We start from the raw sequence: 12,743 nt of genomic DNA on the forward strand, positions 1-12,743 counted from the left end.
TGTACCCAGGGCGACGCTGCCTGGCTGTCACGGTCCGTGACAGCCAGGCAGCGTCGCCCTTACTCATCAGGAAGGAGATGCCGTGTCAGGAGCGCCTTCCCTGACGGCGCATGAGCAGACCAGCACCACCAGCGCCCGCGGAGACCAGCAGCAGCGCTGTGAGTGCTGTCCCGGTACGGGCAAGGCTGGCACCGCGACTGGGCCGAGCAGTCTCCTTCGCCCGGCTTGTGGAGGCGCTAGCGGACGGCTCCGGCTGGGCCGATGGCTCATCCGACGACTCGGGCTGAGCAGAAGGCTCGTCCGACGGCTCGGGCTGGGCCGATGGCTCATCCGACGACTCGGGCTGAGCGGAAGGCTCATCCGAAGGCTCCGGCTGGGCCGATGGCTCGTCCGAAGGCTCCGGCTGGGCCGATGGCTCGTCCGACGGCTCAGGCACAGGTGCGATCTCACCAGGAAGGAGCATCAGCGTGAAGGAGGTGGATGCCTGTCGAGGCGCGAGCCCCGTACCATCGTCCTTCTCAGAGACGGTCACCGTCACCTGATAGGTCGTCTTCTCAGTGATGCCCGCCTGGGCACGGCCCGAGATCGTCGCGGTCTGGGCATCGTAGGACAACCCCTCAGGCAGACCGCTCACTGAGACGGTGCGCCCCAGAGCCGGGTCACCGCCACCGGAGACCACGGCAAGCGCCTTGATCTCCTCACCGTCAGTCTCCGTGACGTCATTGATGTCCTCAACCGTAAGCGCAGGCGCCTGACACAGGTTCGGAGCAATGTCACCGAGGGTGAACCGGAGGTAGCCGATGTCGTTGAAGATCCGGGGCTCATAGAGCAGCCCGATAGAGCCGTCAGGCTGGACCGTCATCGTCGTGTAGCCAGTACCACCAGGGATCAGCTCACGCTTGTGGCTCCAGGTCTTGCCATCGTCACACGAGGCCAGGACGGTGCCCTTGTCCCGCGCCCTCTGGTTGAAGGCACCGGAGTACAGCAGCACCTTGGCACGTGCCGAGCCTGCCGCGGCATTCGGGTAGGCGCGGATGATCTGGGCGTTGTTGCCAGAGTCCAGGAGCTGGGTCTCTGCGAAGGGCTCGCTCCAGGTGGCACCACCGTCCTCAGACAACGCCACGATCCGGTGCCCACCTCCCGGGGAGGCGTTGGTGGTACGGGAGTTGAGGATCAAACGACCGTCAGACAGCTCAGCAACCTTGTTCTCGTCAAAACGCCACGGTTGCTGACCCGGTCCACGGCTGACAGGCACATAGGCGCCAGTAGCCCAGGTCTGCCCGTGGTCGTCAGAGATCATGGACATTGCGACGATCTCACCGCTAGTGCGCACACAAGCGATCTGTTGGACCAGACGGCCGGCGAACGGGGCCTGCTTCTTCTGGATACCCGCTCCCGAGGTTGCGAAGCAGGAACGCAGATCGGTCTTGTCGTGCAGGGCCTGGGCCGTGACGACCCGCTGGGTCCAGGTGTGACCGTTGTCCGTGGATACGGACAACCCGAGGTTCATCGCGTGGCGGTCGGATTCGTCGATCCGACCGTCGCTACCGCGGTTGTAGGCCGGGTTATTGGCGAAGACCCCCGAGTCGAAGCTCTGGACGTGAAAGTTGAAGACTGTCCCGGTGGTGGCATCGACCACGTAGGAGGGGTCAGAGAAGCCCAGTCGGTTGCGCTGGCTGCTGTCTCCTTGTGCCACGACGGTCTCGCGCTGCCAGGTCTTGCCGTTGTCGGTCGAGCGGCGCTGAACGATCCAGTTGGCGTTCGGGGAGTCGCCACCACCTGTTCCACCGTCCAGCGGGCGGCGGTCGTAGGCGGCGAGCAGGTCCCCGTTGGGTGCGACGGCGATCGCAGGGATACGAATGTTGTAGGCCTTGTCCCGTGCTACCGCCAGGGTGAGGGGATCAGACACGCCCGGTGCCAGTGCGGGGTCGGCGTCAGGGCTCTTGAAGGCGCCCGCCGTGCTGAACTCGGTCGGGCCACCAACCTGGACGGTCTCACCCAGCGTTGGCTCGGCCGTTGTCAGGCTACCCTGGTAATTCGGGCTAGACGTTGACGCCCATGTCACACTCGGGGTGAAGCTGCCTGCCTCGACGTCGGAGGCCGTGATGGTGTGCGAGGCGAAGAAGCAGTCCAGAGGAACTCCTGCCGAGGCCCTTGACCAGCGGCAGTTCCAGGCATTGTCGAGGTTGGAGCTGCTCACGAGCAGCGATCGCTCAGCATTGGACGTGTTGGTCACCACGAGCCGGTAGTCAATGATCTGTCCCAGGGTGTACACACCGTCGGCTGGTGCAGGACTGAGCACCTCGATCGTTGATGACACCACCGGCGCATCCGGATCCTGCGGCTCCTGGTGCGCCTCAACTGGCACCGACGAGGAGCCCGTGCCAATCACCGTGGCCTCACCCGAGTAGTTGTCCTCGGAGTAGGCGCTGTATGTGATGGACAGGTCGAGCGTGCCGTCCTCCACATCAGTCTCGGTCACCACGTACTGCGCCCTTCCGGCGCAGGTCTGGGGCGATGCTGGAGCCATCCAGTGCCAGCGACAGGCCTCATAGTTCATCAGGGTCGACGCGCTTGGACGCAGTCCTAGATGACGGCCGGAGGTGTTGGTCACCGTGATATCTACGGGAACCGTCTCCCCAGCCGTCCACGACGTGCCGTTAGCGGGCACGCCCGTGACAGACAGCTCGATCGTCACCTGGTCAGTGGGAACGGGTTCGGCCGCAGAGGTGGGCGCATGAGTGACTGGCAGACACAGTGCAAGTGCTGCGAGCGAGGACAGTAGGGCATAGGTTCTTCGTTGAGCCATACCTGGATCGTCCGACATCTGATGTCGCGTGTCAACTCAGTCACAACAAGGCGGTGGGGGTGCGGACAGAACTGAGTCTGTCCGCACCCCCACCAGCCACTGACCCGCTAAGAGGTCATCCTGGCAGGCCTGAGTCGATCAGGCACCGACGCGGAAGCGGACGAAGCCGGTCAGCTCGCCGCCGGTAGCCTCGACGACTTTGCCGACCGTGGTCTTGGGGTCCTTGGCGTAGGCCTGCTCGAGGAGGCAGATCTCCTTGAAGAAGCCACCCAGACGGCCCTCGACGATCTTGGCGATCGCCTGCTCGGGCTTGCCCTCGGCGCGGGTGGTCTCCTCAGCGATCTTGCGCTCCTTCTCGACGACGTCGGCGGGGACGTCCTCGCGGCGCAGGTACTGCGGGGAGTAGGCAGCGATGTGCATCGCGACGTCGTGGGCCACCTCAGCAGCCTTGGCGTCGGTGCCGACGAGCACGGCCACCTGGGCCGGCAGGTCGGGGTTGGTGCGGTGCAGGTAGAGGTCAACCTTCTCGGCGGCCAGACGCGCGACGCGACGGACCACGATCTTCTCGCCGATGACGGCCTGCATGCCGTCGGTCATGGCCTGGACGGTCTCGCCGTCGACCGTAGCCTCAGCCAGGGCCTCGGCGCTCTCGGCGCCCGAGGCGACGGCGGCGGCCAGGACCTTGTCAGCGAAGTCGATGAACTTCTGGTTCTTGGCCACGAAGTCGGTCTCGGCGTTGATCTCGACCAGGACACCGACCTGACCGGCCTCACCGTCGACGACGGTAGCGGCGATCAGGCCCGCGGAGGCGGAACGGCCCTCGCGCTTGGCGATGCCCTTGAGCCCCTTGACGCGGATGATCTCGACGGCCTTGTCCAGGTCGCCGTCGGCCTCGTCCAGGGCCTTCTTGACGTCCATCATGCCGGCGCCGGTCTTCTCGCGCAGGTTCTTGATGTCAGCGGTGGTGTAGTTCGCCATGGATTCTCTCCTTGGAAGCTGGGTAGGAACGGGCGTGGACCAGGCTCAGGCCTGCTCGGTGCCGGCCTCGGCGGTCGGTGCAGCCTCAGCGGGAGCGGCCTCGCCGGCCTCGGCGCCAGCCAGGAGCTGAGCCTCCCACTCGGGCAGCGGCTCGGCGTCGGCGGTACCGGCCTCGGCCTCCTCACCGGTGCGGGCGCGGCCGGCCGAGCGAGCCATCAGGCCCTCGGCGGCGGCGTCGGCGACGACGCGCGTCAGCAGGGAGACGGCGCGGATGGCGTCGTCGTTGCCTGGGACACCGTAGGTGACCTCGTCAGGGTCGCAGTTGGTGTCCAGGATCGCGATAACCGGGATGTTGAGCTTCTGGGCCTCGGCGATGGCCAGGTGCTCCTTCTTGGTGTCCACGACCCAGATGGCCGCGGGGAGCTTGGACATGTCGCGGATACCGCCAAGGGTCTTGGTCAGCTTGTCCTTCTCGCGACGCATCATGAGCAGCTCCTTCTTCGTGCGGCCGGAGCCGGCCACGTCGTCGAAGTCGATCTGCTCGAGCTCCTTCATGCGGTCCAGGCGGGCGCGCACGGTGGAGAAGTTGGTCAGCATGCCGCCCAGCCAGCGCTGGTTGACGTAGGGCATGCCCACGCGCTGGGCCTGCTCGGCCACAGCGGCCTGAGCCTGCTTCTTGGTGCCGACGAAGAGGATGCTGCCGCCGCGGGCGACGGTCTCCTTGACGAAGTCGTAGGCGGTGTTGATGCCCTCGACGGTCTTGACCAGGTCGATGACGTAGATGCCGTTGCGCTCGGTGAGGATGAAGCGCTTCATCTTGGGGTTCCAGCGGCGGGTCTGGTGGCCGAAGTGGACGCCGGACTCCAGGAGCTGACGCATGGTAACGATGGCCATGACGGTCCTTTCGTTGGGGACGGAGAGGTTGCTCCGCACCCGTGTGTCGGGGGACGCGCGACGGAAGGGCACGTCCCGGTGGGTGGTTCTTCCCTGTGACCGCGTCCGGAGGGACTCGGCTCCGCCGGTGAGGACGGATAGGGCCTGGTGCCCGTGACCCACGACCACCCGCTCCCCTGAGGCAGCGGGACCACGGCCGCGGTATCCGAAAGGATGGGCACGCGAAGTCAGCCACTGAGCACCCGTGAAGGGCACGCAGACAGCCGCAGGCGAGACGCTACCACACGCCGAGGGCACCTTTCGGCGCCGAGACGGGAGAATCCCCTCCGTACGATGTCGTACGCGTCACCCTCCCCGGGGACACACAGGTGCTTGCCGCGACACCCTCCTCCACAGACCTCGGGCGGCCGCCTCGCTCTCGGCAGGGCCGCTACGCGAGCCTGGGGCCATGTCCTCGTCGCAGCCGGTCTCCGCGGCCCTCTCCCGTGAGCAACACGTTCCCTCGCGCCTCCGCCTCCGTCTTCTGGCGACGGCGGTCGTGACCGTTCTCGCCGCTCCCTCGTCCTGCCTGTCAGCACCTGCTCCCGCCCTGCCACCGGACGCGGCAGGTCCAGCCGCCGCCAGCACGCCCTGGGCGCTCACGACGGTCGTCCTGAGCACCGCCCCGCAGGCTCCCGGTGCGGGTCAGGTCCGCTACCGCTGGCCGACCGGGGCGCGGGCACCCGTCCTGCGGCCCTTCGACCCTCCCGCTGTGCGCTGGGGCCCCGGGCACCGCGGCGTCGACCTGGCGCTGACCGCAGGGTCTCCGGTACTGGCCGCCGGCGAGGGGACCGTCGCCTTCGCCGGCACCGTGGCGGGGCGGGCAGTGGTCTCGGTCGACCACGCTGACGGGATCCGCACCACCTATGAGCCTGTGGACCCGGTGGTCAGCGCCGGGGACCACGTGCGGGCCGGAGACTGTCTCGGCCACCTTGCCCCGGGCCACCGCGACGACGGCGCGGACGCGCTGCACTGGGGCGCCCGCACCAGCCGCGACGTCTATGTCAGCCCCCTGCGCCTGGTCCAGCCGGCGGTCATCCGGCTCAAGCCTCTCTAGGCGCGTGGGAAGGACTGCTCGTAGACCGCGCGCAGCCTCTCAGCGCTGACATGGGTGTAGCGCTGGGTCGTCGACAGCGAGGAGTGTCCCAGCAGCTCCTGGACACTGCGCAGGTCCGCCCCTCCGGACAGCACGTGCGTGGCGGCCGAGTGCCTGAGCCCGTGGGGTCCCAGGTCTGGGACCCCCGCCCGGGCGGCGAGGTCGTGGACGACCTGACGGACCGTCCGCGGGTCGACCCGTCCTCCTCGCGCGCCCAGGAACAGCGCCTGGCTGCTTCCTTGCCGCACCAGCCGGGGGCGCGTACCCAGCCAGCGCTCCAGCGCACGAGCCGCCGGGACGCCGTAGGGCACGACCCGCTCCTTGTTCCCCTTGCCCAGGACGCGGACCGTCCGCTCCCCGTGGTCAAGGTCATCGAGGTCCAGCGCGCACAGCTCCGAGACCCGCACCCCGGTGGCGTAGAGGAGCTCGGCCAGGGCCTGGTCACGGTGCGCCAGCGCCCGGCGTCCGGTGTCGTCACCTTCACCGTCGGCGTCTGCTTGCCGCGCCTCCTGGACCTGCTGGGCCGCCGCCTCCAGGAGCGCACCAGCCTGTGCGGGGGTCAGGACGGTAGGCAGACGGTTGTCGGCCCGCGGCGTGCGCAGCCGGGCCGCGACGTCGCCGGCCAGCAGACCCTGGCGCCAGGCCCACGTCGAGAAGCTGCGCAGCGCTGAGCCACGGCGGGCCAGCGTGGCGCGCGAGTGGCCGGTGGCTGACAGGTCAGCGAGCCACGCACGCAGGTCGGTCAGGTCCAGGCTCGCCAGGGCTGGCCCCACCGGTTCCTCGTCGGCGGCCCCGACGCCGAGAAAGGTGAGAAGGTCGTCAAGGTCGCCGGCATAGGCACGGACGGTGTGCTCCGAGCGGCCTCGTTGGAGGGTGAGGTACCGGCTCCAGGACTCACGCAGCTGGCCTCGGGTGGCGGGTCGGTCCTCGTTCATGCCCTTAAGGCTATGCGGCCCGCAGAACCTGTGAGGAGCAGCAGGGCCGCCAGGCGACGTCGTGCAGGCTCACCTGGTGACCCGTCTCCACCCGTCGTCCCCGCGTCGTACCTTCCCCGCCAGCTCCAGGAGCCCCAGGGCCGCGACGACCTCGTGCGGCGCCAGGCCCGCGCTGCGCGCCACAGCCTCCACCCCCGCCGCGCCACGCGCCGGCATGGCGTCAAGCACGGCGGCGCTCGGGCGGTCCAGCCCGTCCAGCAGCCCCGAGCCTGCCAGCGCAGGGTCGGCGTCCTTCTCCTGGTCCGGGTCGGTAGCACCCAGGGGGACGAGAAGCTCAAGGACCTCAGCGGCGTCGCTCACGCACACCGCTCCCTCGCGGAGGAGGCGGTGGCAGCCCGCCGACTCCATCGAGGTGACCGGACCGGGCACCGCACCAAGGGGACGACCCAGGTCGGCTGCGTGCCGCGCCGTGGACAGCGCCCCTGAGCGCCAGGCCGCCTCGACCACGACCGTGGCCTGGCTCATCGCTGCGATGAGGCGGTTGCGTGACAGGAAGCGGTGCCTGCCGGGCTGGCAGCCTGGTGGCACCTCGGCAACGAGCGCTCCGTGAGCCACGACCTCCTCCAGGAGGACGGCGTTGCCGGCAGGGTAGAGACGGTCAACTCCACCTGCCGACACCGCGATCGTGCGCCCAGAGCGCAGGGCGCCGCGGTGCGCTGCGGCATCGATCCCGTAGGCGCCTCCGGAGACCACCACCGCGCCCTGCCCCGCGACCTGGGAGGCGAGCTGGACCGCAACCGTCTCGCCGTACCTGGTGGAGGCTCGCGAACCCACCAGAGCGACGCTCGTGCCGGAGGCGACCCCGTCAGGAACCAGGTCCTCGCGGAAGCGGTCCGCCTGCGCAGACCTCGGTGCCGCACCCGCACCATCATCGCCGTCGTCGTCCCCGGCCTCATCCCGGTCCTTGCCCCCGTCCGGCACCGGTCTGGTGGCCAGCAGGGCCGGGTCGCCACGCACCCACAGGCACACAGGAGGCTGCGCCAGCTCGTCCGCCCCTGCTGGCCACCAGGCATCACCAGGTATCACGAGGCTGCCTCCCATCCGTTCCAGGACCTCCACCTCCCGGCGGATGTCCAGACCTGGCAGCCGGGGCGCCCACCGGGCGGCCGCCTTGCTCCAGGCGGCGCTCGCCCGGGCCTGGTCGCCACGAGCGGGCACCGGAGGAGCAGGTGCAGGCCGGGCCTGTCCCTCCTCGTCCAGCGCCGTCCCGAGCAGCCACGCCAGCGCCTGGCTCGCGCCCAGGTGCTTGACGAGGAGGGAGGCCGCACGGTCAGCCGGCTCGGCCAGGCGCGACCAGGTGGCGCGCGCGAGCACCGGGTCGGTGAGGTCGTAAGGCAGCGTGGGCCGCGGGGTCATGACCGTCCTCCCCGCGTGCGCAGCGCCAGGGCCGTCCCCATCTCGGCGCTTCCCGGCCCGTCGAGCCCGGCCAGGTCCGCCAGGGTCCACGCCAGGCGCAGCACCCGGTCGACGCCTCGTAGGGTGAGGTCCCCGCGGTCCAGCGCGTCCATGAGCATCCCGACCCCAGCCCGGTCCGTGCCAGAGCGTGGCGAGCGCAGCCACGATCCGGGGACCTGGCTCATGAGCCTCCACGGAGTGCCCTCCAGCCGCCGAGCGGCTCGCTCCCGCGCCGCGGCGACCCGCAAGGCCACGACGGCGCTGGGCTCCCCCGCGCCTGCGCCGGCCAGGTCGGCGGAGGAGACTGCCGCGACCTCGACCTGGATGTCGACCCGGTCCAGCAGCGGACCGGACAGCCGGGAGAAGTACCGGCGCCGCTGCAGGGACGTACAGGTGCAGTCCAGCCCACGGCCGCTGGCCCGGCCGCACGGGCAGGGATTGGCAGCCAGGACGAGCTGGAAGGCCGCCGGGTAGGTGGCACGCCCACCGGAGCGGTCGATCGTGACGTGCCCGGTCTCCAGGGGCTGGCGCAGGCAGTCCAGCACGCCCGCTGGGAACTCAGGCGCCTCGTCGAGGAAGAGGACGCCACAGTGCGCCAGGGAGACGTCGCCGGGTCGAGGTAGGCCCGAGCCGCCTCCGATCACCGCGGCACGGGTCGCCGTGTGGTGCGGGCAGCGCAGCGGAGGGGTGCGGATCAGCCCGGCCTCGGCGTCGAAGGTGCCAGCCACGGAGTGCAGGGAGGTGACGGTCACGGCGTCGCTCGTGGCCAGTGGCGGCAGGATCGAGGGCAGACGCTCAGCCATCATGGTCTTGCCCGCTCCCGGCGGCCCGACGAGGAGCAGGTGGTGCCCGCCGGCAGCGGCGACCTCCAGGGCGTGGCGAGCCTCGTGCTGCCCGACGACGTCGGTCAGGTCCGGCAACGGCGAGGGCTTGACCGCCCTCGCCGGCGGAGCCGGCCGTCCCTGGGACTGGCGGGCGGTGGCCAGGACGGCCTCGCTCACCGTCCCACCCAGGTGGGTGATGAGCTCGGCCAGGTGCGCGACCGGGTGGATCTGCACCCCGGGCACGAGCCGGGCCTCAGCCAGGCAGTCCTGAGGGACCACGACGTCGCGCACCCCTGCCTGGGCTGCGCAGGAGACGGCTGGCAGCACCCCGCGCACAGGCCTGACGGAGGCGTCCAGGCCGAGCTCGCCGATGAAGACCGTCCGGGCGATGACCTGGGTGGCAGACCGCGAGAGCTCGCCACGCGCTCCCAGGACCGCCAGCGCGAGACTGAGGTCAAAGCCCGTGCCGGTCTTGGGCAGGTCCGCCGGGGACAGGTTCGCGGTCACGCGTCGCTCTCCCCAGGCGACGCCACAGGTGGACAGGGCCGAGCGCACACGCTCGCGTGACTCCCGCACGGCGGCGTCAGGCAGTCCCACGAGGGTGAAGCCGGGCAGGCCTGAGGAGGCGTGGGCCTCGACCTCGACAAGGTGGCCCTGCAGGCCGGTGAGCGTCACCGCCAGGGTGCGGGCCAGCGCGCTCATGACCACACCCCGCGGTGGTGACGCAGCTGAGCAGGCTGTGAGCCCCGCAGCAGGACGGAGACGACGTCCAGACGCAGCCCACGGTGGTTGACCTCGTGCCGGGCCGCCCAGGCCGTGGCCAGCCGGGCCAGCCGCCGACGCTTGCCAGCGGTGACAGCCTGGGCTGGCTCACCTGCCGCCGTCGAGGTCCGGGTCTTGACCTCGACGACCACCAGCAGCGGTTCCTCGTCGTCGTGAGCCGGCTCGAGAGCCACGACGTCAAGCTCTCCTCGCAGGCCCGGCAGGCCTCGGGGCCTCCAGTTACGCTCCAGGACGGTCCACCCCTGGTCCAGGAGGTAGACCACGGCCAGGTCCTCGCCCTCGCGGCCCGTCTGACGCCGGTCGGTACCGCTGCCTGCCCGGAGCACACCTGGCCCCTGCTCGTCCGTGTGGGTCACGTCGACCACCTCCGCCACCACTGTGGCCCACCGTGAGCTCCCAGCGCGATGCCGGCTGATGAGGCCTGTGGAGGAGGGGGTCAGGAAAGGTCGCTGTGGAGCCCGGGCGAGTACCTCTGGGGTGGCAGAGACGTGTGAGGCGAGCGGCTAGGGCAGCTCCATCTCGGGCTTCGTCAGCTCCTCGACGTTGACGTCCTTGAAGGTGACCACGTGCACTGACTTCACGAAGCGCGAGGACCTGTAGACGTCCCAGACCCAGGCGTCCTCCAGGGCCAGCTCGAAGAACACCTCACCGCCGTTGGTGCGTACCTGCACGTCCACGGCGTTGGCGAGGTAGAAACGGCGCTCGGTCTCCACCACGTAGGAGAAGAGCGACACGACGTCGCGGTACTCGCGGTAGAGCTCTAGCTCCAGGTCGTTCTCGTAGGACTCGAGGTCGTCAGCACTCACCGTCCCATCATGCACGCCGACGCCCCGGGCGCGCACGGCCCCTCCGGGCGCGTCGACCTCCTCAGCCGGTGGCGAAGGCCTCCAGGCCCGGCAGGTGCCAGGAGCGCCGGTGCTGCTCGCAGGCCCCCAGACGACGCAGCCCCTCCACGTGGGCGGGAGAGGCGTAGCCCTTGTTCGCGGCCCAGCCGTAACCAGGGTCCTCCAGGTACGTCATGACCCGGTCCCGCTCGACCTTGGCCAGCACGCTGGCTGCGGCCACGACGGCACAGCGTGCGTCCGCCTTGACCTGCATGCGTACCGGCGGGGTCGTCAGGCCCAGGCGCCTCATCTGGTCGCCAAGCTCGGCTACCGCCGGGTGCCGGGGCTGGGACGCGCTCAGCCCGGAGAGCAGGTCGTCCGCCGGCTCGCTCAGCCAGTCGGCGACGCCGTCGAGGATGACGACCGCAGGCACAGGACCGCGTGAGGCGACCTCGACCAGGGCACGCAGACCAGCCAGCCGCAGCGCGCCCACGATGCCCAGCGCGTCGATCTCGGCGGGTGAGGCGTGCGCGACGGCGTGCCCCCTGGCCCAGCTGCGGCAGGGCTCGACCAGCGCCTCACGACGGGCAGGGCTCAGCTGCTTGGAGTCCGCCAGCCCCGGTGGGAGGTCCTGTGACGTGGAGGCGTCGACGACGGCCAGGCCGACGCTGACAGGCCCGGCCAGCGCCCCGCGACCGACCTCGTCCATGCCAGCCACCACCGGGTAGCGGCCAAGCAGCTCCGTCTCGAGCTCTCGGTCCGGGCGCAGGCGCGTGGAGGCCGGACGCCGTGGGCTCACGCGCCGTCCCCGGGCTCGCCGGCCAGCTGGTCTGCCTCAGGCACAGTGGTGAAGACGTCCTCTCCTCCGCCCAGGGACCCCCACCGTCCGGCTGGCCAGACGATGGCCTTGGCCACGCCCACGACGTCGTCCAGGGGGACGAAGCCGTGGTGCGCGTCGTCCTGGTGGTAGCGCGAGTCGGCGGAGTTGGAGCGGTTGTCCCCCATGACCCACACACAGCCCTCCGGCACCGTCACGTCGAAGGCGATGGTCGAGGCGGAGACGCCTTCCTTGAGATAGGGCTCGTCCAGCTCGACGCCGTTGACGCTCAGGGATCCCTGCCCGTCAGCCACGACGTGGTCACCCGGCATCCCGATCACGCGCTTGATGAGGTGGTGCCCAGAGTCCTCGGGAAGCAGACGGAGGAGCACGAGGGTGTCGCGGGCCAGACCTCGCAGGCCCGTAGGGTCGGTCACGGTCAGCCAGCTGTCAGGGTCCCGGAAGACGACGACGTCACCACGGGAGACGCTGGTGGAGTCGTACATCGTGACCGCCACGCGGTCCCCCACCGTCAGGGTGTCCTCCATCGACCCGGAGGGGATCTCGAACCACTGCAGGACAAAGCTCTTGAGTAGTGCCGCGGCTACCAGAGCCAGGACGAAGACGAGGAAGGTGGACCCGCGTTTTCTCTTTCGAGGAGCCTCAGGCTCCTCGTCGCTACGCTGCGGCAGTCGCGCAGGAGGGTAGGAAGGAGGCAGCTCCTCGGGCTCCGCGACCTCCTCGTGCGGATCAGCCGCTGTGGGCTGGTCCGGCTCAGGCAGCGCCTCGTGCGGGCTGAGAGTCATGTGGTCCTCTCGACGGCGCCACGGCGCCGCGGTCGTCGTCCTCGGCTGCGGAAAGAAGTGTGGGTAAGGCGTTGCCCGGAGCCCGGACGGGCTCCGGGCAACGCCGATGAGCGCGGGGAGAGCCAGGCTCTCAGTCCTCGCGACGCTCCTTGATCTTGGCGGCCTTGCCGTGCAGGTTGCGCAGGTAGTACAGCTTGGCGCGGCGGACGTCACCACGGGTGACGACCTCGATCTTGTCGATGCTAGGGGTGTGCAGCGGGAAGGTACGCTCCACGCCCACGCCGAAGGAGACCTTGCGGATGGTGAAGGTCTCGCCCACGCCAGAGCCCTGGCGACCGATGACGATGCCCTGGAAGACCTGGATACGGCTCCGGCTACCCTCGACGACCTTGACGTGCACCTTGAGGGTGTCACCGGCGCGGAAGGCGGGAACGTCGTCGCGCAGCGACGCGGCGTTGATCTCGTCGATCAGGTTGGTCATGC

General features: G+C 69.9%; 12 protein-coding genes. 1 reads left to right on the forward strand and 11 read right to left on the reverse strand.

Annotated elements, in window-relative coordinates; translation table 11 throughout:
- Window positions 1-85: 85 nt before the first annotated feature.
- The 3 genes from HRL51_RS07725 to rpsB form a co-directional block, all read right to left on the reverse strand.
- Window positions 86-2,698 (reverse strand): exo-alpha-sialidase, encoded by a 2,613-nt coding sequence (locus tag HRL51_RS07725; protein WP_172191114.1) that lies wholly within the window; start codon window positions 2,696-2,698, stop codon window positions 86-88.
- Window positions 2,699-2,947: 249 nt separating this feature from the next.
- Window positions 2,948-3,787, reverse strand: coding sequence for a translation elongation factor Ts (gene tsf, locus HRL51_RS07730; protein ID WP_172120936.1), 840 nt, complete (start codon window positions 3,785-3,787; stop codon window positions 2,948-2,950).
- 45 nt (window positions 3,788-3,832) lie between these two features.
- Entirely contained in the window at window positions 3,833-4,681 is an 849-nt protein-coding gene (gene rpsB, locus HRL51_RS07735) for a 30S ribosomal protein S2 (RefSeq protein WP_172120937.1), read from the reverse strand.
- A gap of 448 nt (window positions 4,682-5,129) precedes the next feature.
- Here rpsB and HRL51_RS07740 point away from each other — a divergent pair, with 448 nt between their 5' ends.
- A complete protein-coding gene (locus HRL51_RS07740) occupies window positions 5,130-5,777 on the forward strand; it encodes a M23 family metallopeptidase (protein WP_172191116.1) in 648 nt (215 codons plus the stop codon).
- Here HRL51_RS07740 and HRL51_RS07745 read toward each other — a convergent pair.
- The 8 genes from HRL51_RS07745 to rplS all read right to left on the reverse strand — a co-directional run bounded on the left by HRL51_RS07745 (window position 5,774) and on the right by rplS (window position 12,741).
- Window positions 5,774-6,751 carry a tyrosine recombinase XerC gene (locus HRL51_RS07745; protein ID WP_172191118.1) on the reverse strand — a complete coding sequence of 326 codons (978 nt, stop codon included), beginning with the start codon at window positions 6,749-6,751 and terminating at the stop codon, window positions 5,774-5,776. The two genes, HRL51_RS07740 and HRL51_RS07745, sit on opposite strands and share 4 nt — an antisense overlap.
- A gap of 69 nt (window positions 6,752-6,820) precedes the next feature.
- Window positions 6,821-8,167 (reverse strand): DNA-processing protein DprA, encoded by a 1,347-nt coding sequence (dprA, locus tag HRL51_RS07750; RefSeq protein WP_172191127.1) that lies wholly within the window; start codon window positions 8,165-8,167, stop codon window positions 6,821-6,823.
- The gene (locus HRL51_RS07755; protein ID WP_172191129.1) at window positions 8,164-9,732 is read right to left on the reverse strand and encodes a YifB family Mg chelatase-like AAA ATPase; all 1,569 of its coding nucleotides are present in this window, start codon (window positions 9,730-9,732) and stop codon (window positions 8,164-8,166) included. Before HRL51_RS07755 ends, dprA begins: the two co-directional genes overlap by 4 nt.
- Window positions 9,729-10,169, reverse strand: coding sequence for a YraN family protein (locus tag HRL51_RS07760; RefSeq protein ID WP_172191131.1), 441 nt, complete (start codon window positions 10,167-10,169; stop codon window positions 9,729-9,731). Before HRL51_RS07760 ends, HRL51_RS07755 begins: the two co-directional genes overlap by 4 nt.
- A 147-nt stretch (window positions 10,170-10,316) precedes the next feature.
- Entirely contained in the window at window positions 10,317-10,619 is a 303-nt protein-coding gene (locus tag HRL51_RS07765; RefSeq protein WP_172120943.1) for a DUF2469 domain-containing protein, read from the reverse strand.
- A 61-nt stretch (window positions 10,620-10,680) separates the two neighbouring features.
- Window positions 10,681-11,436, reverse strand: a complete 756-nt coding sequence (locus HRL51_RS07770; RefSeq protein ID WP_244960136.1) for a ribonuclease HII — start codon at window positions 11,434-11,436, stop codon at window positions 10,681-10,683.
- On the reverse strand, window positions 11,433-12,260 hold the full coding sequence (gene lepB / locus HRL51_RS07775) for a signal peptidase I (protein ID WP_172120944.1): 828 nt from the start codon (window positions 12,258-12,260) through the stop codon (window positions 11,433-11,435). The genes HRL51_RS07770 and lepB overlap by 4 nt, the downstream gene beginning before the upstream one ends.
- Before the next feature lie 130 nt (window positions 12,261-12,390).
- Window positions 12,391-12,741 (reverse strand): 50S ribosomal protein L19, encoded by a 351-nt coding sequence (gene rplS, locus HRL51_RS07780; protein WP_172120945.1) that lies wholly within the window; start codon window positions 12,739-12,741, stop codon window positions 12,391-12,393.
- Window positions 12,742-12,743: the final 2 nt, after the last annotated feature.

This window comes from Actinomyces faecalis, assembly GCF_013184985.2.
GTDB classification, from domain to species: domain Bacteria; phylum Actinomycetota; class Actinomycetes; order Actinomycetales; family Actinomycetaceae; genus Actinomyces; species Actinomyces faecalis.

Bases quoted from the DNA above. Each gene is read 5' to 3' on its own strand.
- HRL51_RS07740 (WP_172191116.1), top strand. From the start codon at position 5,130: ATGTCCTCGTCGCAGCCGGTCTCCGCGGCCCTCTCCCGTGAGCAACAC.
- rpsB (WP_172120937.1), bottom strand. From the start codon at position 4,681: ATGGCCATCGTTACCATGCGTCAGCTCCTGGAGTCCGGCGTCCACTTC.
- tsf (WP_172120936.1), bottom strand. From the start codon at position 3,787: ATGGCGAACTACACCACCGCTGACATCAAGAACCTGCGCGAGAAGACC.
- rplS (WP_172120945.1), bottom strand. From the start codon at position 12,741: ATGACCAACCTGATCGACGAGATCAACGCCGCGTCGCTGCGCGACGAC.
- lepB (WP_172120944.1), bottom strand. From the start codon at position 12,260: ATGACTCTCAGCCCGCACGAGGCGCTGCCTGAGCCGGACCAGCCCACA.
- HRL51_RS07755 (WP_172191129.1), bottom strand. From the start codon at position 9,732: ATGAGCGCGCTGGCCCGCACCCTGGCGGTGACGCTCACCGGCCTGCAG.
- dprA (WP_172191127.1), bottom strand. From the start codon at position 8,167: ATGACCCCGCGGCCCACGCTGCCTTACGACCTCACCGACCCGGTGCTC.
- HRL51_RS07745 (WP_172191118.1), bottom strand. From the start codon at position 6,751: ATGAACGAGGACCGACCCGCCACCCGAGGCCAGCTGCGTGAGTCCTGG.